General features: G+C 50.3%; 19 protein-coding genes. 11 read left to right on the top strand and 8 right to left on the bottom strand.

The window, feature by feature from the left end:
• Positions 1–4 precede the first annotated feature (4 nt).
• The 5 genes from NC981_RS01755 to NC981_RS01735 form a co-directional block, all read right to left on the bottom strand.
• On the bottom strand, positions 5–3,154 hold the full coding sequence (locus NC981_RS01755) for a PAS domain S-box protein (RefSeq protein ID WP_348241287.1): 3,150 nt from the start codon (positions 3,152–3,154) through the stop codon (positions 5–7).
• A gap of 121 nt (positions 3,155–3,275) precedes the next feature.
• Positions 3,276–3,809: a ribosome maturation factor RimM gene (gene rimM, locus NC981_RS01750; RefSeq protein WP_348241286.1), complete on the bottom strand. Its 534-nt coding sequence runs from the start codon at positions 3,807–3,809 to the stop codon at positions 3,276–3,278.
• Positions 3,810–3,814: 5 nt separating this feature from the next.
• Complete coding sequence (locus NC981_RS01745; RefSeq protein ID WP_348241285.1) at positions 3,815–5,083, bottom strand: valine--pyruvate transaminase; 1,269 nt, start codon at positions 5,081–5,083, stop codon at positions 3,815–3,817.
• Between the two features lie 295 nt (positions 5,084–5,378).
• The gene (locus NC981_RS01740; protein ID WP_348241284.1) at positions 5,379–6,332 is read right to left on the bottom strand and encodes an isoaspartyl peptidase/L-asparaginase; all 954 of its coding nucleotides are present in this window, start codon (positions 6,330–6,332) and stop codon (positions 5,379–5,381) included.
• Between the two features lie 61 nt (positions 6,333–6,393).
• The gene (locus NC981_RS01735) at positions 6,394–6,558 is read right to left on the bottom strand and encodes a DUF2256 domain-containing protein (RefSeq protein WP_348241283.1); all 165 of its coding nucleotides are present in this window, start codon (positions 6,556–6,558) and stop codon (positions 6,394–6,396) included.
• A gap of 39 nt (positions 6,559–6,597) precedes the next feature.
• Here NC981_RS01735 and NC981_RS01730 point away from each other — a divergent pair, with 39 nt between their 5' ends.
• Complete coding sequence (locus tag NC981_RS01730; RefSeq protein WP_348241282.1) at positions 6,598–7,320, top strand: RNA methyltransferase; 723 nt, start codon at positions 6,598–6,600, stop codon at positions 7,318–7,320.
• A gap of 153 nt (positions 7,321–7,473) precedes the next feature.
• Complete coding sequence (locus NC981_RS01725; protein ID WP_348241281.1) at positions 7,474–8,898, top strand: serine hydrolase; 1,425 nt, start codon at positions 7,474–7,476, stop codon at positions 8,896–8,898.
• Between the two features lie 76 nt (positions 8,899–8,974).
• Here NC981_RS01725 and NC981_RS01720 read toward each other — a convergent pair whose 3' ends face one another.
• Positions 8,975–9,898, bottom strand: a complete 924-nt coding sequence (locus tag NC981_RS01720) for a hypothetical protein (RefSeq protein ID WP_348241280.1) — start codon at positions 9,896–9,898, stop codon at positions 8,975–8,977.
• A gap of 292 nt (positions 9,899–10,190) precedes the next feature.
• On the opposite strand from NC981_RS01720, the gene NC981_RS01715 reads away from it, so the two are divergent.
• The 7 genes from NC981_RS01715 to cobT all read left to right on the top strand — a co-directional run bounded on the left by NC981_RS01715 (position 10,191) and on the right by cobT (position 16,620).
• Positions 10,191–12,383 carry a DEAD/DEAH box helicase gene (locus NC981_RS01715; protein WP_348241279.1) on the top strand — a complete coding sequence of 731 codons (2,193 nt, stop codon included), beginning with the start codon at positions 10,191–10,193 and terminating at the stop codon, positions 12,381–12,383.
• 83 nt (positions 12,384–12,466) lie between these two features.
• A complete protein-coding gene (locus tag NC981_RS01710; RefSeq protein ID WP_348241278.1) occupies positions 12,467–12,718 on the top strand; it encodes a hypothetical protein in 252 nt (83 codons plus the stop codon).
• 74 nt (positions 12,719–12,792) lie between these two features.
• The gene (locus tag NC981_RS01705) at positions 12,793–13,848 is read left to right on the top strand and encodes a spore photoproduct lyase family protein (RefSeq protein ID WP_190378130.1); all 1,056 of its coding nucleotides are present in this window, start codon (positions 12,793–12,795) and stop codon (positions 13,846–13,848) included.
• 24 nt (positions 13,849–13,872) lie between these two features.
• Complete coding sequence (locus tag NC981_RS01700; RefSeq protein WP_348241277.1) at positions 13,873–14,289, top strand: hypothetical protein; 417 nt, start codon at positions 13,873–13,875, stop codon at positions 14,287–14,289.
• 111 nt (positions 14,290–14,400) lie between these two features.
• Positions 14,401–14,760: a hypothetical protein gene (locus tag NC981_RS01695; protein ID WP_348241276.1), complete on the top strand. Its 360-nt coding sequence runs from the start codon at positions 14,401–14,403 to the stop codon at positions 14,758–14,760.
• 29 nt (positions 14,761–14,789) lie between these two features.
• On the top strand, positions 14,790–15,539 hold the full coding sequence (locus NC981_RS01690; protein ID WP_348241275.1) for a DUF2232 domain-containing protein: 750 nt from the start codon (positions 14,790–14,792) through the stop codon (positions 15,537–15,539).
• Entirely contained in the window at positions 15,532–16,620 is a 1,089-nt protein-coding gene (gene cobT, locus NC981_RS01685) for a nicotinate mononucleotide-dependent phosphoribosyltransferase CobT (protein WP_348241274.1), read from the top strand. The genes NC981_RS01690 and cobT overlap by 8 nt, the downstream gene beginning before the upstream one ends.
• Here cobT and NC981_RS01680 read toward each other — a convergent pair whose 3' ends face one another.
• Positions 16,621–16,989: a hypothetical protein gene (locus NC981_RS01680; RefSeq protein WP_348241273.1), complete on the bottom strand. Its 369-nt coding sequence runs from the start codon at positions 16,987–16,989 to the stop codon at positions 16,621–16,623.
• Positions 16,990–17,409: 420 nt separating this feature from the next.
• Here NC981_RS01680 and NC981_RS01675 point away from each other — a divergent pair, with 420 nt between their 5' ends.
• Positions 17,410–18,582: an extracellular solute-binding protein gene (locus NC981_RS01675; RefSeq protein WP_348241272.1), complete on the top strand. Its 1,173-nt coding sequence runs from the start codon at positions 17,410–17,412 to the stop codon at positions 18,580–18,582.
• On the opposite strand, the gene NC981_RS01670 is transcribed toward NC981_RS01675, so the two are convergent.
• Positions 18,560–19,171 carry a hypothetical protein gene (locus NC981_RS01670; protein WP_348241271.1) on the bottom strand — a complete coding sequence of 204 codons (612 nt, stop codon included), beginning with the start codon at positions 19,169–19,171 and terminating at the stop codon, positions 18,560–18,562. The genes NC981_RS01675 and NC981_RS01670 overlap by 23 nt on opposite strands.
• Before the next feature lie 91 nt (positions 19,172–19,262).
• On the opposite strand from NC981_RS01670, the gene NC981_RS01665 reads away from it, so the two are divergent.
• Positions 19,263–19,685 (top strand): peptide chain release factor 1, encoded by a 423-nt coding sequence (locus NC981_RS01665; RefSeq protein ID WP_348241270.1) that lies wholly within the window; start codon positions 19,263–19,265, stop codon positions 19,683–19,685.
• Position 19,686 lies beyond the last annotated feature (1 nt).

Raw genomic sequence — 19,686 nt, 5'->3', positions numbered from 1 at the left:
CCAATTACCGCTTCAGCAGCGAGACGATCGCGTTCACTAACTCATCCACATCCACAGGCTTCGCCAAGTGCCGCTGAAATCCCGCTTTCAGAATTTGCCGCTGATTCGTTTCTCCGGCATAAGCCGTGAGTGCGATCGCAGGAATTTCGCTCTTTTGCCGAACCTGCTGTATCAGTTCATAGCCATCGAGGTCGGGCATTGCGATATCGCTGACCAAGATATCCGGGGCAAATTCAGACAGGATTTCAAGGGCTGATGACGCAGATTGAACTCCCCGAACGATCGCGCCTGCTGTTTCCAATAAGAACACCAGAAAATCAAGGTTATCCGCTTCGTCGTCTACGGCAAGAATTTTGAGTCCAGCCAGATCTCCCTGTGATTCTACCGGCTCTAAGGCTGAGCTAGGTTGCTCTAAAGTGTGGGCGATCGGCAACCTCACGGTAAAGATCGCGCCTTGATCTTCGCCTAAGCTCTCAGCAGAGATGGTTCCCCCGTGTAGCTCAACCAAGTGACGAGCGATCGCGAGTCCTAATCCTAATCCGCCAAACTGCCGCGTCGTGGAAGAATCCGCCTGCCAAAATCGCTCGAAAATGTGCGGCAAGACCTCCGCTTGAATTCCTTTTCCAGTGTCGCGCACTTGAATTTCCGCCTCGCTGCCAATCTGGCAGAGTATTACCTCAATTCGCCCCCCGCTCGGTGTGAATTTCACTGCATTCGAGAGTAAGTTCCAAATCACCTGCTGCAATCGATTTGCGTCGCCTCGTACCCTGCCAACCGTTGCACCAAGATTGAACACGAGGTCGATCGCTTTTGATTCTGCCGCTAGCTGAACGGTTTCTGATGCCGCTGCGATCGCCTCTGCAAGATTGACCCAGTCATTATTTGACATAATTTTGCCCTGGAGAACGCGAGAGACATCCAGGAGATCCTCGATCAGTTGAGTTTGCAGATGGGCATTGCGCTCGATCGTGTCTAAGGCCTGCGGCACTTTTGCAGGTGGGCATTTTCCTGCTTTTAGCATCCTCACCCAGCCTAAAATTGGATTCAGCGGCGTTCTCAACTCATGCGACAGCACCGCGAGGAATTCATCCTTGATGCGATTGGCTTGTTCGGCTTGTTCGCGTAGAAGTTTCTCGCGATCGAGTAACTTCTGCCGTTCCGCTTCACGCTGTTTCGCTTCCGTAATATCAATGACTGTCCCGATCAATCGAATCGCACGTCCAGACGGATCAAAGAGTGCTTTTCCAATCGCTGAAATCCAGCGCTGAATGCCATCTGAGAATCGAATGACGCGATATTCAAGCTTGAGATCTCCGGCGCTGTGCGGTGCGATTGCGGCCTCGACTGCTTGATTACTCCGATCGCGATCGTCGGGATGCAGCAAAGTTTCAAAGCGTTCATAGCTGACTTCTGCGTCGTTCGGCAATCCAAACGTTGCCTTACAGCCGTTATCCCAAGTGAGTTGTTGGGTGACAAGATTAAAATCCCAAGTGCCCAAATTTGCACATTCGATCGCCAGTCGTAAGCGTTCTTCGGCTTCTCGCAGTGCCGCTTCGGTCTGTTTGCGCTCGGTAATATCGGAGAGTGCGCCTAGAAAAGAGATGGGAGTGCCGTCTGCATCGTATTCCACTCGTCCCCGCGCTGCGACCCAGCGTTCCTCTCCGCTTGCCGATCGCACTCGGTATTCTGCAAAATAATCCTCACCCGTTGCGATCGCGGTTTGAATCGCTGCGCTTACGGGTTCACGATCGTCCGGATGCACTCCCTCCAGGAAAAACTTGATCGGCAGTCCTCGCGCAGCGGCTTCCGGGTCAACTCCAAATAAATTGGCAAGTGCTGCATTTGTGAAAGTGAGATCTTCTTGAATTCGCCAGCGCCACGTGTAAATCGATCCCGCCGCTAACGCGGAAGACAAAAGCACGTCAGCTTCTCTTAGATTGGCTTCGGTTTGTTTGAGTTGGCTCAGATCGATCGCAAAGCAAATCCCACTAGGTAAGCCAATACTAAACGCGCCGCCACCGAGCAAAATTGGGATGCGCCGCCCGTCTTTGTGAAGATATTCCTTCTCGAAAGGGGTGCAATATCCTTGAGTGACGCTTTCTGTAAAGGCGCGACTGTCCCGCTCTGCCCACTCTGGAGGCGTTAAGTTTCTCCAACTGAGTTGCCCGGATTCCAGTTCTGAGCGCGTATATCCCACTAGATTGAGGAAGGCATCATTCGCATCGCTGAGGCGCTCTTCTTCCCAAATCGCGATCGGAATCATATTGCACTCAAAGATGCTGCGGAATCGCGTCTCACTGTCACGGAGAGCTTGTTCGGTTTGCTTGCGATCGGTGATATCGGTGACAAAGATCGAAGCTCCCGTGGCGGAGGGATAAACCCGATTCAGATACCAGCGATTTCGGGATGGATAAAAAAACTCAAACTCGATCGTGCGCTGTTCTTGGATGGCTCGGTGATACTCAATCTCGATCGAGCTTCCAAGCAAATCCGGGAACACGTCCCAAAGCCGATTCCCGATGAGTTGCGCTTCGGATCGCTGCAACAACTCGGTTGCTGCTGAATTGACATAGGTATAGCGCCAATCGTGATCGAAAACGGCAAACGCATCGGTAATACTTTGTAAAACCGCTTCGGTTTGCGCTTTTGCGGCTTCGGCTTCTTGGCGTAAAAGCCGTTCCCGCTCGTTGGCTTCTTGCTGAGCTTTTTCGCTGAGTTTTTCCTGAGTGATATCGCGTACTTCGATCACTGTGCCGATCGTTTGCCCTGCTTCTCGAATTGGGCTAGCGGTGTAGGCGACCGGATAAAAGTGTCCGTCTCGATGCACGAACACTTCTTCGCCTTGCTCTTGATTGTTTTGGGGAAACACCTGATCGATCGGGCATTCGCAGAGCGGATAAGGACGACCATCTGGGCGGGTGTGGTGAATCACATCGTGTAGCGCCCGTCCTTGAAGTTCTGAGAGCGCATACCCCGTTAACTTCTCAGCCGCCGGATTCATATAAACACACTGTTGACGCTCATCCATGACAAACAGCGCCAGAGTTGCATTATTACAGACCGTTTCTAAATACTGCTTATAGTATTGGGTGTCCGTTTTGGGTTGCGGTAGTCGCTGGTGTTCGCTGAGGGATCGAAAAGGTTGCGAAGTCATGAAGAGCCGGAATAAATAAATGTCAGGCAAAGGCGAGATTATATCCATCATACGGTAGGCGGTTAGGGGTTTTAGTCCACCGATCGTAGGAGTTCACCTGCTCTGTGGTTTTAGAGACTGCTTATAAATCAAGTAATCCGGGCGGAGGTGTGATTTCGATGCGATGTCGATCGAGGTCAACAATCGGGACGATCGCTTCGACAAAGGGAATCAAAATTTGCCGATTTTTTCCGTCTTCTATTGTCTTAGTGACTTGCAGTAAGTCATGTCCTGCTGGAATTACATCGCTCACTGTTCCAATCAATTCTTGAGTCGCTTGCTCATAAACGGATAAGCCGATCAGATCCGCAACGTGAAATTCACCCTCTTCGAGTTCGAGTCGATCGGTATCTGGAACGAGCAGTTTGCAATCTCGCAGCGCTTCAGCCGCGTTGCGATCGTGAATTCCTTTCAGTTGAATCACGTAGAGCCCTTTGCCATCCAGGTAACGCCCAGAGACAAGTTCGATCGGCTCGGGTTCGGTCTGGTTAGGGCGCAAAAGCCAGCGCCGTCCGGGTTCCTCGAAGCGCTCCGGAAAGTCCGTATTGGGATAAACGCGCAATTCACCTTTGAGTCCTTGAGCCGCGACAATTTTACCGATTTCTAAGTAACCCATGCGTTCTATGATCCATAAACTTGCTGTGCGACTTGTGCAAGTCGCTCCATTGCCGTTTGTAATTCGGCATCTGTTCCGGTAAGGCTAATTCTGAGACATTGCTGCTTGTGCTGCCACTCTTCTCGTAAACCTGGGAAGAATGTACTGCCGGGAACGACGATCACGCCGACTTTTTTGAGTTCTTGGTAAAATTCCCAATCGGTTATGGGCAATTCATCCAGCCAAAGCCATGCAAAGATTGCTCCCTCACCTCGATGCAGAAACCACGGCAGCGATCGCGGCAGGGTGCGATCGAGCGTTGCTTCGACGATGGCAATTTTGCGTTGATAAAACGGACGAATCACATTCACGGCAATGTCTGCGAGTTGACCGGATTGAATGGCGCGGGCTGCGATCGCTTGTCCATATCGCGGCGAGTGAATGCAGAGGTTGGTTTGGAAACATTCGAGCGCTTGAATAATGGCGGGTTCTCCGATCGCGATGCCAATGCGCTCTCCGGGAAGTCCTGCTTTCGATAAGCTCATGCAGTGAACCACATTGCCGCCGAACAAGGGTGTCATTTCTGTAAAGTTCAGCGCCGGAAAGGGTGGTGCGTAGGCAGAATCAATCAGAACTGGGACATCATGAATTGCTGCAAGTGAAGTGATCTTATTCACTTCGTCGTTGCTTAAAACGTTTCCAGTTGGATTGCAGGGGCGTGAGAAGATTACACATCCAGTCTGTTCATCAATTTGTAGCTGATTGAAGTTCGGACGATACTTAAATCGATGATTTCCCTGATCAATTTCTAATTCCGGCTTGTACGCGATTAGCGCTTCTGGAGTGAGTGTAACGCCGCCATATCCAGTGTAATCAGGACTCAACGGCAGTACGATTTTTCGGAGTTCTCCGCTTGCGGTATATCCGCCGAACGCATTCGCTGCGTAGAAATAGAGGCTTTGACTTCCGGGCGTAATCAGGACGTTACGATTGCTCAAATTCAACCCGTAGCGCTGATTAAAGTCTTGAACGATCGCATCGATTAAAGGCTGATATCCCTGGCTTGCTCCATAGCGGCAGACGACCTCGCCATATTCAGGACTAGCCAGTAATTCTGCGGTACAGTCGCGCCAAAGCTGCTCAACTTCCGGCAAAATCACCGGATTTCCTGCACTGAGATTGATAAAGCTCTGTCCGGCTCCTGCGCGAAGCGTCTCAATAATGTCTTTCATAATCGCCCGTACACCAGACAGGCGAGACATTTCGGTTCCAAGTTGACTCAGCGCAGGATTCATCACAAACCGTAAAATTTAGAGCAATCTTGATGCTACCGATCAATGGGCGCGATCGTGCATTAATTTTTGCTGCAATTCGTTCAATAGATTTTGAAAAGCCTGAGCAAGACTCTCAGGGGCTTGAGAGCTTGCAACTGTGATGTGTCTGTCTTGCCTCTAGGGGGAACTGCAAGACCAAAAAAGCGACCCTACTGGGTAGACTGCCAAACTACGTAAGAGCATACTTACGCATTTTCCTCAACGCATCCGTAGATCTGCACAAGTTTAGTGATTTTTGACTCAGTGTTCTGCGAAATTACACCGTTCCAGTTTGCAGATCAGTCGGTAGATCTAAAGTGTCACCGATACGATCGCCGGTATGATACGCCGCTAACAGCACTTCGCTAGTTTTTCCCCAACCGATCGAACCATCTGCGGAAAGACCGATCGCGCCTAAGTCGCGGCGATTTCGATAGGCTTCACCAAAGGACTTCTCTAGCGAATTTGCTAGCGACTGCCCATCTGTAACCCGAATCACAATCCGAGCGGCTAAACATTCATCGATAATGTCTTCTCCGATCCCAGTACAGCTAATCGCAGCATCTGCGTTTGCGTAATTTCCCGCAGGCATCGCAGAATCACTCACCCGTCCGATTCGCTCAAAGCCTTTACCTCCAGTTGATGTCCCAACGGCAATCCGCCCTTGATGATCCAGCGCGACAACCCCGATCGTGCCTCGTCCCGCTGATTCGGAAATCAGTTCTTTTTCCGCGACCACGCCTGCCATTGCTCGATTAAAGTTGCCCTCGCGCTCTTGAATCCATTCCTGTAAGCGCAGCTCGGTCATCGGATCGTAAAGCGGCAGTTGCAGTTCTCGCAAGAGTTCCGCAGAGCCAATATCAGACAGCACGCGATCGTCTGAAGTTTGTAGAAATAAGGCAAGCTCGATCGGGTTTTTGACTCGCGACGTATTAATCACGCCGCTGAATCGCTGCCGCGCTCCATCCATCAACGCCGCACTCATGCGGATTTGTCCATCGGATTGCAGCACTGATCCGGTTCCTGCATTAAATCGCGGATCGTCTTCGAGTAGTTGGCATCCGGTGACAACCGCTTCGGTTGCCGTTGCCCCTGCCAGGAGGAGTGCGTAGACTTCTTCCACAACCTTGTAGAGCGATCGCCGAACCGCTTCTGCGCCGCCTTTTCCCTTGAGCGAACTCCCGGCTCCCCCGTGAATGATCAGTTTGGGCTGAACGCGATCGACAGACATGAAAGAGACCTCGCACAAGACAGATAGCACAAAAGCTTATCATGTCTCAATCACATCGCAATCACAGGGATTCAGGTTTAGCTTGCGACTTGCGCTTGCGGCAGCGATCGGAGCAATATTTCACATCGTCCCAGCAGTCCGCCCATTTCTTGCGCCAGGTGAACGGTAAGCCACAAACAGGACACACTTTGGTCGGTAAATCAGATTTGGCACGATGGCGCGGCATAACAGATTCGAGACGTAAGATAGTTTATTTTAGAAGTCTATGTCAGAGATGCCTGCTCAAGTCCGAATTGTTCTCGTCGAGCCTGCGGGAGCGCTGAATGTCGGGTCGATCGCTCGGGTGATGAAAAATATGGGGTTGAGTCAGTTAGTGCTGGTGAATCCCCAGTGCGATCTGCAATCCGATGATGCGCGAAAAATGGCAATGCGGGCGATCGACGTTTTAGAAGCGGCACAGATTGTGGATTCGATTCCAGCAGCCTTAGTCGGCTGTCATCGCGCGATCGCCACCGCCGTTCGATCGCGCATTAATGCACCGCTAGAGCATCCCCGCGAGGCACTACCTTGGTTATTAGAACCTGGGCTGAATACGGCTTTGTTATTTGGCTCAGAAGATCGGGGACTGAGTAACGACGAATTGAAATACGCGCAGCGATTTGTTTATATCCCGACGAGCGATCAGTACCGATCGCTCAATCTCGCTCAAGCCGTCGCAATCTGCTGTTACGAACTGTTCCAAGCACCGCTACCCCCCCAACCCCAAACGATTCCCTGTTCGCTCGACGCGCTCGAGCGCGCTTATCAACATCTCGAATCCGTGCTGCTTGAGATTGGATATCTGCAACCGCACACAGCAGCCAGCCGGATGGAAAAATTTCGCTATGTGTTCGATCGCGCCAATTTATCAGACGCTGAACTTGCTCTGCTGCGGGGCGTTCTGCGACAGGTCGAATGGGCAAGCCGCGATCAGAAGGCTAAAGATTGATCGATCCGGACGGATCACTTTTCCGAAGTCAATGTAAAATCCCTAAAACATAGAGTAAATCAAGCGTCCTCAACTTCAAACCGATCGTTTGCCCGAATCTCGGTAAAATGTCGCTGAAATCTAACCTTGTTTGACCAACGGAGAAAAGCGTAAATGTGGGATGAAACTGACGAGCCAGCCGCATCAAATCCTAACCGCAGCGAACGATCAGCCTCTCGTTCACGTCGCCGCCCCGCAGAGGCATTACGCCCTCCGCAACCTCCGACTTCGCTGTCCTCGCGTCGGAGTGGCGATCGTCGTCGGGAGCGAACCCGACAGGAAACGAAGTCGCTGCGTAAAACCGCCCCAGAACGCCCGATTGCTCAATCCCGCGAATTTTCAACAACGGTGCGATCGTTTCGCACCCCCCCAGAACGCCCACCCGCTAGAGCCGAACGCCGTCGGCTGGAAGTAGTGCCGCCTCCAGAACCGCGTCGCCCACAGCCGCCCCGAAAACCGATCGTCCAAGTTCCCAAAAGCCGATCGGCATTAGCCGTTCTTTATGGCGCTCGACTGTTAATCCTGGGTATAGGAATCGGCGTGATTGTAGGCACAAGCTTATCCATCCTTGACCCGGCCAACCGATTCAGCGCCTCATCTCAACCTGAAAAACCCGAACAAGTTTCACCCTCGCCTCCTCCGCCTGTTGTTCAACTCGAACTTGGTCAGGAAATCACCGCGCTCAAACCCCAACTTCAAAGCGCGATCGCACCCCAAACTCAACTCACTCCAGGGATCATGCTGGTTGATGCGGATACCCGCGCTCAAATTGACATTAACGGCTCTACGCCGATCGCGGCCGCGAGTACGATCAAATTCCCGCTTCTCGTTGCGTTTTTCCAAGCGGTAGACGAAGGTAAAGTCCGGCTTGATGAACCGCTGACGATGCGAAAAGAACTGGTCGCCACAGAATCCGGGGATCTGCAAGATTTACCCGCTGGCTCTCAGATCCCCGCGATCGAAGTTGCCGCCAAAATGATCGAGATCAGCGACAATACCGCCACCAATATGATCCTCGATCGTTTAGGCGGTAAGGATGCAGTGAATCAGCGCTTTCAAGCATGGGGTCTGACCCATACCAAAATTCAAAATCTGCTCCCTGATTTGCAGGGAACCAACCTGACTACGCCGCATGATATGGTGGCGCTGCTGGATGCCCTGCATCGCGGGAAAATGGTATCGCCCCGATCGCAAGATCGAATGCTCAACATTATGCGGAAAGTGAGAAATAATTCCTTAATTCCGCAAGGCTTGGGACAAGATGCAATGATCGCCCATAAAACTGGAGACATCGGCACCGTGCTGGGGGATGTCGGCATGATCGATTTACCGAATGGCAAGCGCTACTTTATGGCAGCCCTGGTTAAGCGTCCGCACAATGACGATCGAGCGGGTGATTTGATTCGGCAGATGTCAAAGCTGACGTACCAATACTTCAATCAATTGAATATCGCGCCGCCAAGTCCAACCGCATCACCGAGTCCAGCCCCTGAATCTCAAGGGGCAGAGCCTTCACGATCGACGATCGCGCAACCCTAATAAAAATATAGGTCAGGAAAACTCCTGACCCACAACATCTTTAAGACGATTCTTTAAGACGATTCAAACAGCTAATTTATCCTGCACAGACAGGCTTACCAGTAGCATTCAGGCGGATTTTACCTTCTGTTCCGTTAATCATAAATGGAACTTTCTGGTCTTCAACCACGCGCACAAACGCGGGTTTATCTTGCAAACAAGCACCCACTGCTGCACCCCAAGCTGTTAAATCTTTCGACAGCTTATCGGTGATCGGCGTATCGCTGGTCACGGATGCCTCTTGCGCCACCGTCACTTGAATGGGCAGCGTGAATCTGGCAGGAGCATTCCCGATCGAGGGCAAGCTTGTTTCCTTGATTCCTGTGATGGATTCACCTTCAAGCACCATCGTTTTTGCAGTCACCTGAGTATTGGGGGCAGAAGACTGTTCAGCCGGAGTGGTTGGAGCTGGTGCAGTTGTGGGAGCCGACGGCGTTGTCGGTGTGGTTGCGTCGCTCGGCGCTGCCGGAGTCGGGTTTGAGGGAGTGGTTGCATCAGGCGGAGCCGTCGGCGTTCCCGGAGTGGTGTTCAAAGGAGCGGCGGGACTGAGGCCAGGGTTTGGAGTGATCGTGTCCGGAGCCGCCTGTGTGGGTGAATCGGATGAAGGCGCGATCGGAGCCGTTCCGGGTGGAGTGGAGTCTGTTGGGGTGGGTTTTGCCGGATCAGAAGTCGTCGAACTATCAGGAGTGGTTGGACTCGAAGCCGGGGCAAGTGAAGGCGTTTGAGTTAAACCGGATGGACTGGCTTCTGGAGCGCTAGGGGTTGAATTGGTTGGATAACTCAGAGGAGTGGTTTCGGGTTTGGAGATCGGAGAAAGTCCCGGAGTTGCGGGGGTACTCATCGTGGGTTCAGTCGGCGCGGTTTTCACAGGCTTTTTGTCCGACTGAGCGATCGTAGGAACGGTGTATCCTGCAAGCACTGCGGCTACGCCAATAGCGGCAATCTGTTTCAGTTTGCTCACGTTCATCTCCAAATTTGCTAAAGGTCAATGGGTTTCGCACGTTGAGAACGCACCGTGATCATTTGTCGAACGTCTGTGTATTTGGAAAGTAGTAGGTATTTGGAAAGTAATAGGTCAGCGCTCGACAGCCAAACCGTACCGAAGCGATCGCGCTCGGCTCAACTAAGCAAGAGACAGATTATTAAGTGGCACAAGTCAGAGTGGATTACTGGAAAAATTAGCGTTTGAACAGCAAAAATCCGATTTAAAGTAGGGCGATGCAAGGGATTCGATCAAGGGCTGAGGGAAAAGAATGCAGAGTGCGTATCACCGATTAGCGCCTTTTATTCAGGAGTATATTTACCAACAGGGCTGGGCGAGTTTACGCCCAATTCAAGCCGAAGCTTGTCGCATTGTATTTGAGACGGATAATCATTTGCTAATCGCCGCAGGTACGGCATCTGGGAAAACTGAGGCGGCGTTTCTCCCTGCGTTGACGTTATTGCATGAAAAGCCTTCCCGTAGCGTTGGCGCAATTTATATCAGCCCGATTAAAGCGTTGATTAATGATCAATTCGATCGATTAACAGAACTGTTACAGTATGCGGATCTTCCCGTTTGGGCGTGGCATGGGGATGTGGCGCAAAGTCGCAAGAAAAAGTTGCTCACTCATCCACGCGGCATTCTGCAAATTACACCGGAATCTCTGGAAAGTTTACTTATTAACAAAAGCACAGAAATTGATCGTATCTTTGGCGACTTGCGCTTTGTGATTATCGATGAAGTTCATGCCTTTATTGGCAGCGATCGAGGTTGTCAGATTTTGTGTCAGCTCTCGCGGCTTGCAAAGCTTACTAGCAACCAACCTCGGAGGATTGGACTGTCTGCAACGCTAGGGGATTATTCTCTAGCAGAATCTTGGCTACAGGCGGACACTTCTCAAACTGTCATTACCCCTAAAATTTCTGGAGCCGCAAGAAAACTCCAACTATCGATCGAGCATTTCTATGATCCGGGCTTGGTGGTTCGCGCTAAAGGAGACACCCGCGACAAGGTTTTTAATCCTTATCATCTATATTTGTTTCGGCAAACTGAAGGGCGCAAGAGTCTGATTTTTGCCAACGGGCGAACGGCAACCGAAGAAGCGATCGCGGCACTGCGAGAAATTGCCCAAGCAAAAGGCGCACCGGATATTTATCACGTCCATCACGGTAGCATTTCGGCAGCGCTGCGAGAAACCGCAGAAGAAGCCATGCGCGATCCCGAAAAAATGGCGGTGACGGCGGCGACTGTGACATTTGAAATGGGGATTGATTTGGGACATCTCGATCGGGTGTTGCAATTAGAAGCGCCTGCATCGGTCGCGAGTTTTCTGCAACGGTTGGGACGATCGGGACGCAGAGGGGATACTGCAGAAATGCGGTTCATCTGTGCGGAAGATAAGCCAACAGGCGAAGAGATCCTACCTGAACAAATTCCGTGGCAGTTGCTGCAATCGATCGCCATTATTCAACTTTATCTAGAAGAACAGTGGATCGAACCTGCTCGAATCCTGCACTATCCCTTTAGTTTGCTGTATCACCAAACGATGAGTACGCTGGCATCGTTGGGAGAATTGTCACCGAGTGAGATCGCTCAAAATGTTCTGAAGTTACCGCCATTCCGATCGATTTCTCAAGATGACTTCCGACTGTTCCTGCGTCACTTGTTAGACATTGATCACTTGGAGCGCACTCCAGAAGGCGGTTTGATTGTGGGAATTGCCGCAGAAAAGTTAATCAACAATTTCAAGTTTTACGCAATCTTCCCGGACACCGAGGAATATTTAGTCAAATACGCCGGGAAAGCGATCGGCAGTATTATCGTTCCACCCATGGAAGGCGATCGTTTTTCGCTCGCTGGAAAAACTTGGGAAGTGATCGAAGTGAATGCAAAGAAAAAGACGATCGCTGTTGAGCCAAGCAAAAAATCAGTCACATCAAGTTCATGGCGGGGTAATACGGGTGAGATTCATTCCAAAGTGCTACAGCGAATGAAACAGGTATTGCAAGAAACAACGCTTTATTCTTATTTGCAACCCGGAGCAAAACAACGCCTACAAGATGCGCGAGAATTGGCAAAATCAACCGGACTCTTACACAAGCCAATTCAGTTAATCGATGAGGAAGTTTGCTGTATTTTTCCGTGGATGGGAACGATCGCGTTTCGCACGCTAGAACGATTTCTGCGCTTTTATGCCAAAGATGCTTTGGGATTGAAAAGCATCAAAGCTCGATCGCCGTATTTCCTAATCGTGCGGCTGGGAAAATGCCAGCTTGAGAATTTATATACAGAGATTCAGTCCTTAAGCGATCGAGCAACTAGCGTAACGGATCTGATCAAGCCGGATGAAACATTAATCTTCAATAAATACGATGCTTACATTCCGATCGAACTGCTCGAAAAAGCGTTTACTCACGACTATCTCGATCTCGCAGAAGTGCAAACTCTACTCAAGAACTGGTAAATCTTCCGTAAGGAGGATGATTTTTTCGCTCAATTATCTTGCAACCTGTTATGCTGTCCTGAAACCTTAGGAGAGACAGCACTGTGCGGAATTCTCAGTCGATCGTCGTGGATTTAGAAATGTCCGATATCGAATATCTTGAATTGTTAGCGCAAGGACGCAATCCACTTCAGGAACAATCTTATACACAGCAATTAATCTGTTTTGGTGTTGAGCTAACAGAAGCCAAAGAAATTGCACCCCTATTCGACAAGAAAGACACCTCGATCGCTGAAAAAATTGCCGTCAATCGTGCCCTCAAACAAGTGTGGAATCGCCTCATCAAAATGGCGTGAAACCCGCTCCTCTAGACTGATTGCGCCGCCTCGATCGTTGCCATAATGGAGAAGTAAGGCAATGATTGAGGCGCATGGTAGTTACTGCACCAGTTCGTGAAGCTCGTGGCTCGAAGTTATGGATGCCCGATCGTGTGATTGTCACTCCCGCTGCATTAGATGAGCCTTGGGGACAGCAGATCGTCGAGCGGGTTCAGCAGTTAGGTTTACCCGTCGAAGAATTACCGCGCAATCGCCTCAGTGGGTTACGAGGCGAGGATGAGCGCGAGACATATAGCATTGCAAAGCGGACTTTAGCGATCGTCACTGCTCCTCAGAGTCAGTTTAAGCTCAGCCCGATTCCCCCGTCTGCGGATTGGCAGTTTCACATTGCAGAGGGCTGTCCGGGCCACTGTCAGTATTGTTATCTTGCAGGCAGCTTATCGGGGCCGCCTGTGATTCGCGTTTACGCTAATCTGCCGCAGATCTTGGATAACTTAGGGCGATATGAGCGTCCCGGCAGCGAGACCAGTTACGAGGTGAGTTGTTACACTGATCCGCTTGGCATCGAGCATCTCACAGGTAGCCTTGCCGAGTGTATTCGCTACTTTGGCACACGCGAGGATGGTTATCTACGCTGGGTGTCGAAGTTTAGCAATGTCGAGGGCTTGTTAGATTTGCCGCACAATGGACATACTCGCTGTCGCGTTAGCGTGAATGCGGCTCCAGTGAGTCAGCGTTTAGAGGGCGGTACTTCCTCGGTCGAGGAGCGGCTTCAGGCATTGCGCCGACTCGGTTTAGAGGGCGGCTATCCGTTGGGTATTGTGATTGCACCGATTATGCCGATCGACAATTGGCAGGAGCATTACACGCAGTTGCTCGATCGGATGTCTGAGTTGATCGACTTTGATTGTGACTTGACTTTTGAGTTGATTTCACACCGCTTTACTCCTGGCTCGAAGGAGGTCTTGCTAAATTGGTATCCGAATACCAAGCTAGACATGGAGGAGTCTGCGCGGGTCGTCAAGCGCAATAAGTTTGGGGGCATGAAGTATGTGTACGATGCCAAGACGATGCGCGAGTTGCGCTGCTTCTTTGAGCGGGAGCTAGCGCAGCGGTTCCCGCAGGGTAAGGTTTTGTACTGGACTTAAGAGCTTGATTCGGGTGATTCTGATATGAGTCACCCGATTTTTATTCATGGTGTGGGGAAACTGAAATTGATTCTAGAGTGTGCCTCAAGGATCGCTTATTCGCCGCTGGATGATCGTATGCTGCATGATTCTCCTAGCAATCCGACTCCTGAAGAAATGCCAAAAGTCCGATCGCTCGATCGTCTCACCCTAGATCCACCGCTCATTAATCCGTGGCGACATCTCAAGATTGTCCGTCGCCTCGATCTCGCTGAGCCGTTTGATCACGCAGCACCCCTGTCCCCGCTCCGCCATCGTGATCTAGAGAGTATGGCGCGATGGTTCGATCGTCTAGATATGCTTGAAATCGAGCAGGAAATTAATCATCAATTGTCGCTCCTGCACCCAGAGCCACCCTGGGAAGAAGACCTCGACCTAAATTTTCTGCAAGATTACCTTTGATTACAGAGCTTCTGATTACAGAGCTTCGTGAAGTTTGATTGACAATTGCAGCCCGATCAAAAACACAGTGCGACCATATGAGGAAGCTGTCGATCGTGGTGAGCGTTAACAATGCTGGATTCACTGTTTGAATTTTCGCGAACAAATTGTGTGGGAATTTGCGCGTTTCTTGTTCCTACGAATCTGCTGACGACTTCTCTGACCTTAGCTCTGACAGGGTTAGGACGATCGCGTGCTCAAGTTTTTGTCGCAGCAGGAGTGGCATCGCTGTTTTCCGGCATCATGGTACTGCACGTGCTCACCTGGTTTTTGATCGGGGTTGTGATGCCGCCGACTTTCATTTTGCTGGGTTTGGGCAGTTTGTGTTTAGCGACAAACCTAGTTGCATTTTTCCGACCAGAACAAATCAGAGGACTGTTACGCGCACTCGTACAGCTTTTTGGTGCAACGTTTGAGGAGAATTTGCACTAGAGTAGATGTGCTAATCAGAATCAACTTCAATGACTGAATTGCCGAATGACGATCGCTCTAACCAATCTGCAAATTCGATCGACCTCGACGAAGAGTGGATTCCCGATGTCGATCCGGAGCCGAATTTTGCGGATCAGCCGCCCGTTCGTCGTCGCGTTGATCCAGATAGCCCGATCGTCATGGTTGAAACGGCATTTTTAGCCAGTGCTGCCAGCTTAGTTTGGCTAGTGAATACTTATTTTCCGATGGGGCCGTTTCTGCAAATCTTTTTTCCGATTCCGATCGCATTAATTTATCTGCGTTGGGGAAGTCGAGCGGCGTGGATGGGCTGTGCGATCACGGGATTGCTGCTTTCGGTGTTGATGGCTCCAGTTCGTAGCATTCAATATGTCATTCCTTACGGGTTGATGGGCGTATTGCTAGGAGCATTGTGGTATCGACGCGTGAAATGGTTTGTCTCCATTCCGATCGGTACGCTCTTGGGTGTGTTGGGTGCGTTTTTCCGAGTGTGGTTGGTTTCGCTATTACTCGGTGATGATTTGTGGCAGTATGGCACCATTCAGGTGACAAACTTTCTGGATTGGATTTTCTCGCTGTTAGGATTATTAATTCAGCCCTCGCTTGCATTGGTGCAATTGTTTATATTTTTATCTATTATTGCGGCAAATACAATGTATCTGTTTGTGGTGCATTTAGTGGCTTGGTTTCTGTTCGATCGCTTAAACAATCCGATTCCCCGTCCGCCGCAATGGGTGCAAGTAATCTTTGACAATGAGTAGCGCGATCGCCATCTACACCAGGGAAAAACAAGCGCGTCTCTGGCTCGATCAATACCGAGGAAAAAAGCCTCATTTTGCTTGTGTTTTAGGATTTACAGAAACCGGATTAATTCCAGAAATTTCTGCGGCAGGAGCCACACCCAACGATCGACAATTTACCGCGATCGCCGATGCAGAATTTCTCGTCAACGGGGTTCAACCCAATCCAAGATTTCCGCTACCGCCACTTCATGTCGGTGCGTCTCCGGTTTACATTTCTCGCGCCGTGACTGAAGCGCTGCAAATTCCGGTAACAGTTTTTAATGCGGGATTACCTCGATCGCCTGCAATTAGCGCAATTGATTTACACGGCAGTCCGGCTCGATGTGTGAGTACAGGCGCAGCGTTAGATTGGGCGATCGTGCATCACCTGTTTAATCAAGGCTTGAAATGGGGTGAAAAGCTCGCTCAAGACGCAGATTATCTGATTTTGGGAGAATGTGTGGTTGGCGGAACAACAACCGCGCTCTCGGTTCTGACTGGGCTTGGAATCGATGCTGCTGGAAAAGTGAATAGTAGCCATGCAATCTGCAATCACGCTCAGAAATGGGAGCTTGTGCAGCAAGGATTAGCCAATCATCCTGAAGATCCGTTCTCGATCGTTGCTGCTGTTGGCGATCCGATGCAAATTACCGTAGCGGGAATGGCGATCGCGGCAAGTCGATCAAGCGGCGTTTTACTGGCAGGTGGAACACAAATGCTGGCGGTATACGCACTGATTCGAGCGATTGCGCGTGTGCAAACTTTGGTCTGGAACTCTGATCAAATCATCATTGGTACAACGCGCTGGGTGGCAGAAGATTCGACCGGAGACACAGTTGGACTTGCGACAATGTTGAGTGATGCAACCCTAATGGCAACTCGATTGAGCTTTGCTGACTCGCGCTGGAATCAGCTTCGAGCCTATGAACAAGGATTCGTCAAAGAAGGCGTAGGAGCGGGAGGATGCGCGATCGCGGCTTCGGTCTTTCAGAACTGGGGGCAGATTGAATTATTAGGCGCGATCGAACAGTTACTTGATCGCTCATCCCGATCTATTTAATTAGTGAACGCGCTGCGCCAAAAGTTGTTCTTCTAGCGCTGCAATTCGATTGTAAGCAGCAGTCAATTGGGCGGTGAGGCGTTGAATTTGGATTTCTGGAGACAGCGTTTTTTCGCCGCTGTGAGCAGACGAATCAACTGTATGGCTATCCGATAAAACGTCTTTGTGTTCCATCGAAGTATCGAACGATCGCGAATAGGCATAGCGTCCGTTCGTAGTTCCGAAGGTCGATCGACTAATTCCAGACTGAGAGCCAGTCTGAATTTCGGTCAAGGCTTGCACCAGATTTGCTCCTAAATGTTCAATGGTCTGGTGCAGCGAATCTACCTTGCTGTTGAGAGCGTTGATCTGGGTCTGGATGGTATCCATTAGTTAACCTTTACCCCTAATTTTCTAAGGTCTTATGGTAGTTCACGAAAGTGTATTTCGTGGCTTATTCCTGAATCATTTAACGTTCTATGGTGAATCAAAATTTTCTGAAATAAACGAATGAGCATTAGCTCAATGTAAGTCTCGAAAGGTAAACAAAATCTAAAATAAGGAAAAAGATCGACTCGAATCTAAAGCAAAAATGCGTCAATTTTTTTGCAACAAAACTAGAAGATTCATTCACTTTGGAATGGCACGATCGCTTTGGGATCTAGTTAGTTTCATCCTAAATTTTGAATCTCAGAAAACATCAGCCATTGCGCGCATAATGTAAAGGCGTTTCGCTGAGATGCTCTTGTCTCGATCGTCACCACTTTGATCCGTTTTGGGGTAGAACGAAAGAGGTAACAGGATATCAACATGGATCGACGCAGTTTCTTACTCGGAATCGCAGCACTCAGCACAACGCTTAGCGGATGTAGTAGTCCCAATCAGGCAGCGTTCCGAATTCGCTTGCTAAAAAACTCGATCCCGGTTCAACTGCCGAGCCAATTTCGTAGACAGCTAACCGAGTTCAAAGATACGCCGATCGATTTCAAACCAGAAAATCAGCTACAAACGCTATTTACCGCCCTGCAAGCCTGGAAACAACAAACGGGTAAAGCACCGGATCGCTCTCTCGGTCTGCCGTTTCTGCCGAAGCAAGACGCAATTCCGGATCTGATCACAATGGGCGATTATTGGCTTTCAGTTGCCATTCGCCAACAACTAATCCAACCGCTCGACCCGAACACCTGGCAACTTTGGCAGCAACTCCCCGATCGCTTCAAGCAAATTGTCACGCGCGACAATCAAGGCAATCTAACGCGCAATTCGGCTCAAGTCTGGGGCGCACCCTATCGCTGGGGTGCAACCGCGATCGTCTATCGCACCGATATCTTTCGCGATCGCAATCTCAAACCGCCGCAAGACTGGGCAGATCTTTGGCGTGAAGACTTACGCGGACGCATTGCGCTACTGGATCAATCCCGTGAAACGATCGGTCTTACGTTGAAAAAGCTCGGTCAATCCTACAACACACCCGACCTCACCAAAGTCCCAACGCTCGAAGCAGAACTCGCGGCGCTCAATCGCCAAACTCGGTTCTATAGCTCTGATTCCGTGCTGCAATCGCTGTTAATCGATGATGTCTGGATGGCGGTTGCTTGGTCTACTGATATCTTGCAAGCGATGAAACGTAATCCGACGATCGCCGCTGTTTTCCCCAGTTCGGGTACTGCACTCTTTAGCGATCTTTGGGTGCGTCCGGCGACCGTTCCCAACTCAGATAAAGCTGTGCAATCTTTACTCGCGCAGTGGATTAGCTTTTGTTGGCAACCGACGATCGCGCCGCAACTCTCCCTTCTGAGTCAAGCCGCATCTCCGATCTTATCGACCTTAAATCCTGCTGAGTTTCCCGCAGCACTACGGCAAAACTCCCTGTTAGTGCCACCCCCGGAATCGCTCGATCGCAGCGAATTCCTCGCACCCCTTAGCGATGCCACGATCGAGCAATATCGCACCCTTTGGGCTAAAGTCCGAAGGGCTGTCTAGACGGCGACCAGAAATTCGTTCGCGCTAACCTATCAAACGTCGAACACTCGATCGCTTCATCCACGGTCGAGTTCTGCTTTATTTGGGCTGCGACCTCTGAATTAAAGTTACACGTATAAGCACCTAAGATCTCCCCTTGCGGATCAAACACTCGCAAATTGTAGCCGTAGTCACTCGATGCGGTGCCAAACCGTTTGATGAACTCATAGCGATCAAGCAAATCTAACAAACTCCAAATCTGAGCATTCACCATCACATCGACTCGATTGGTTTCACCCGTTCCCTCACACGCCAACCAACTATCAATCAATCGCCGCCCGTACTTATTCTGTGCCGCAATCTGATCGCGAATCCACCACAAACTTGGCTTGGTCAAACCAGACTGTTGAATCGTTGTATCGGTGATGCCCGCGATCTCTGGGGTACACATTCCCTGTTGAATCATTTCTGGCTTAAACGGAGTCGTCGAAGGTGCAAGCTCTGGTTTTGCCAAGGCGCTCTGAGTAATCACCCCGACAATAACGCTTGCCCGAACGACATGACTTATCACAGATAGAACCGAGTTTGGAATCACAAAGGGATATGGCATAGTGGGTTCGAGCAACTCTAATCGAATGACGCTAACTTGAGTCAAAAGTGCCTACTGGCTGTTGTAGTTTAACTCTCTAAATTAAACCCCGATGTTCAATCCTTTGCGTCCCCTGAAATACTTACCCTGGACTGAATTGATGCAAGTGGCGCTGATTACGATCGGCTTTACGATTCTATTGGATTGGTTATTGTTCCAAGTGGCTGCAATTCCAGCGCTGCGCTCAATGATTGTTCAACTGCTAGAGTCCCCGTTTGCCGTGATCGTCTTTTTAGGGGCGGCTGTGGGAGTCGGAGCGCTGGCAGTCGCGATTACAGAACGGTGGTTCCGCCGAATTGTGATTACCAATGCGATTTTGTGGGCATTGGTTCCTTGTTTGCTGTTCGGGTTGTGGCTGCGATCGTTGTTACCCGATGCGGTTTTCCCGCAACTGCTTACGCCTGGTGTGAACTTTAATTCGGCAATGGGGATGATCATCGGTCTATTTTGGAAAGGAAAACCCTACTGGCGATAAT

It is taken from the genome of Leptolyngbya sp. DQ-M1, assembly GCF_039962505.1.
Taxonomy (GTDB): domain Bacteria; phylum Cyanobacteriota; class Cyanobacteriia; order Leptolyngbyales; family Leptolyngbyaceae; genus Leptolyngbya.
The sequence above is the reverse complement of the archived record's forward strand: the minus strand, read 5'-3'. Positions and strand labels throughout refer to the sequence as shown.

Bases quoted from the DNA above. Each gene is read 5' to 3' on its own strand.
- NC981_RS01730 (WP_348241282.1), top strand. From the start codon at position 6,598: ATGTCAGAGATGCCTGCTCAAGTCCGAATTGTTCTCGTCGAGCCTGCG.
- cobT (WP_348241274.1), top strand. From the start codon at position 15,532: ATGAGTAGCGCGATCGCCATCTACACCAGGGAAAAACAAGCGCGTCTC.
- NC981_RS01755 (WP_348241287.1), bottom strand. From the start codon at position 3,154: ATGACTTCGCAACCTTTTCGATCCCTCAGCGAACACCAGCGACTACCG.
- NC981_RS01670 (WP_348241271.1), bottom strand. From the start codon at position 19,171: ATGCCATATCCCTTTGTGATTCCAAACTCGGTTCTATCTGTGATAAGT.
- NC981_RS01735 (WP_348241283.1), bottom strand. From the start codon at position 6,558: ATGCCGCGCCATCGTGCCAAATCTGATTTACCGACCAAAGTGTGTCCT.
- NC981_RS01700 (WP_348241277.1), top strand. From the start codon at position 13,873: ATGAGTCACCCGATTTTTATTCATGGTGTGGGGAAACTGAAATTGATT.
- NC981_RS01690 (WP_348241275.1), top strand. From the start codon at position 14,790: ATGACTGAATTGCCGAATGACGATCGCTCTAACCAATCTGCAAATTCG.
- NC981_RS01725 (WP_348241281.1), top strand. From the start codon at position 7,474: ATGTGGGATGAAACTGACGAGCCAGCCGCATCAAATCCTAACCGCAGC.
- NC981_RS01680 (WP_348241273.1), bottom strand. From the start codon at position 16,989: ATGGATACCATCCAGACCCAGATCAACGCTCTCAACAGCAAGGTAGAT.
- NC981_RS01675 (WP_348241272.1), top strand. From the start codon at position 17,410: ATGGATCGACGCAGTTTCTTACTCGGAATCGCAGCACTCAGCACAACG.
- rimM (WP_348241286.1), bottom strand. From the start codon at position 3,809: ATGGGTTACTTAGAAATCGGTAAAATTGTCGCGGCTCAAGGACTCAAA.
- NC981_RS01665 (WP_348241270.1), top strand. From the start codon at position 19,263: ATGTTCAATCCTTTGCGTCCCCTGAAATACTTACCCTGGACTGAATTG.
- NC981_RS01705 (WP_190378130.1), top strand. From the start codon at position 12,793: ATGGTAGTTACTGCACCAGTTCGTGAAGCTCGTGGCTCGAAGTTATGG.
- NC981_RS01715 (WP_348241279.1), top strand. From the start codon at position 10,191: ATGCAGAGTGCGTATCACCGATTAGCGCCTTTTATTCAGGAGTATATT.
- NC981_RS01745 (WP_348241285.1), bottom strand. From the start codon at position 5,083: ATGAATCCTGCGCTGAGTCAACTTGGAACCGAAATGTCTCGCCTGTCT.
- NC981_RS01695 (WP_348241276.1), top strand. From the start codon at position 14,401: ATGCTGGATTCACTGTTTGAATTTTCGCGAACAAATTGTGTGGGAATT.
- NC981_RS01740 (WP_348241284.1), bottom strand. From the start codon at position 6,332: ATGTCTGTCGATCGCGTTCAGCCCAAACTGATCATTCACGGGGGAGCC.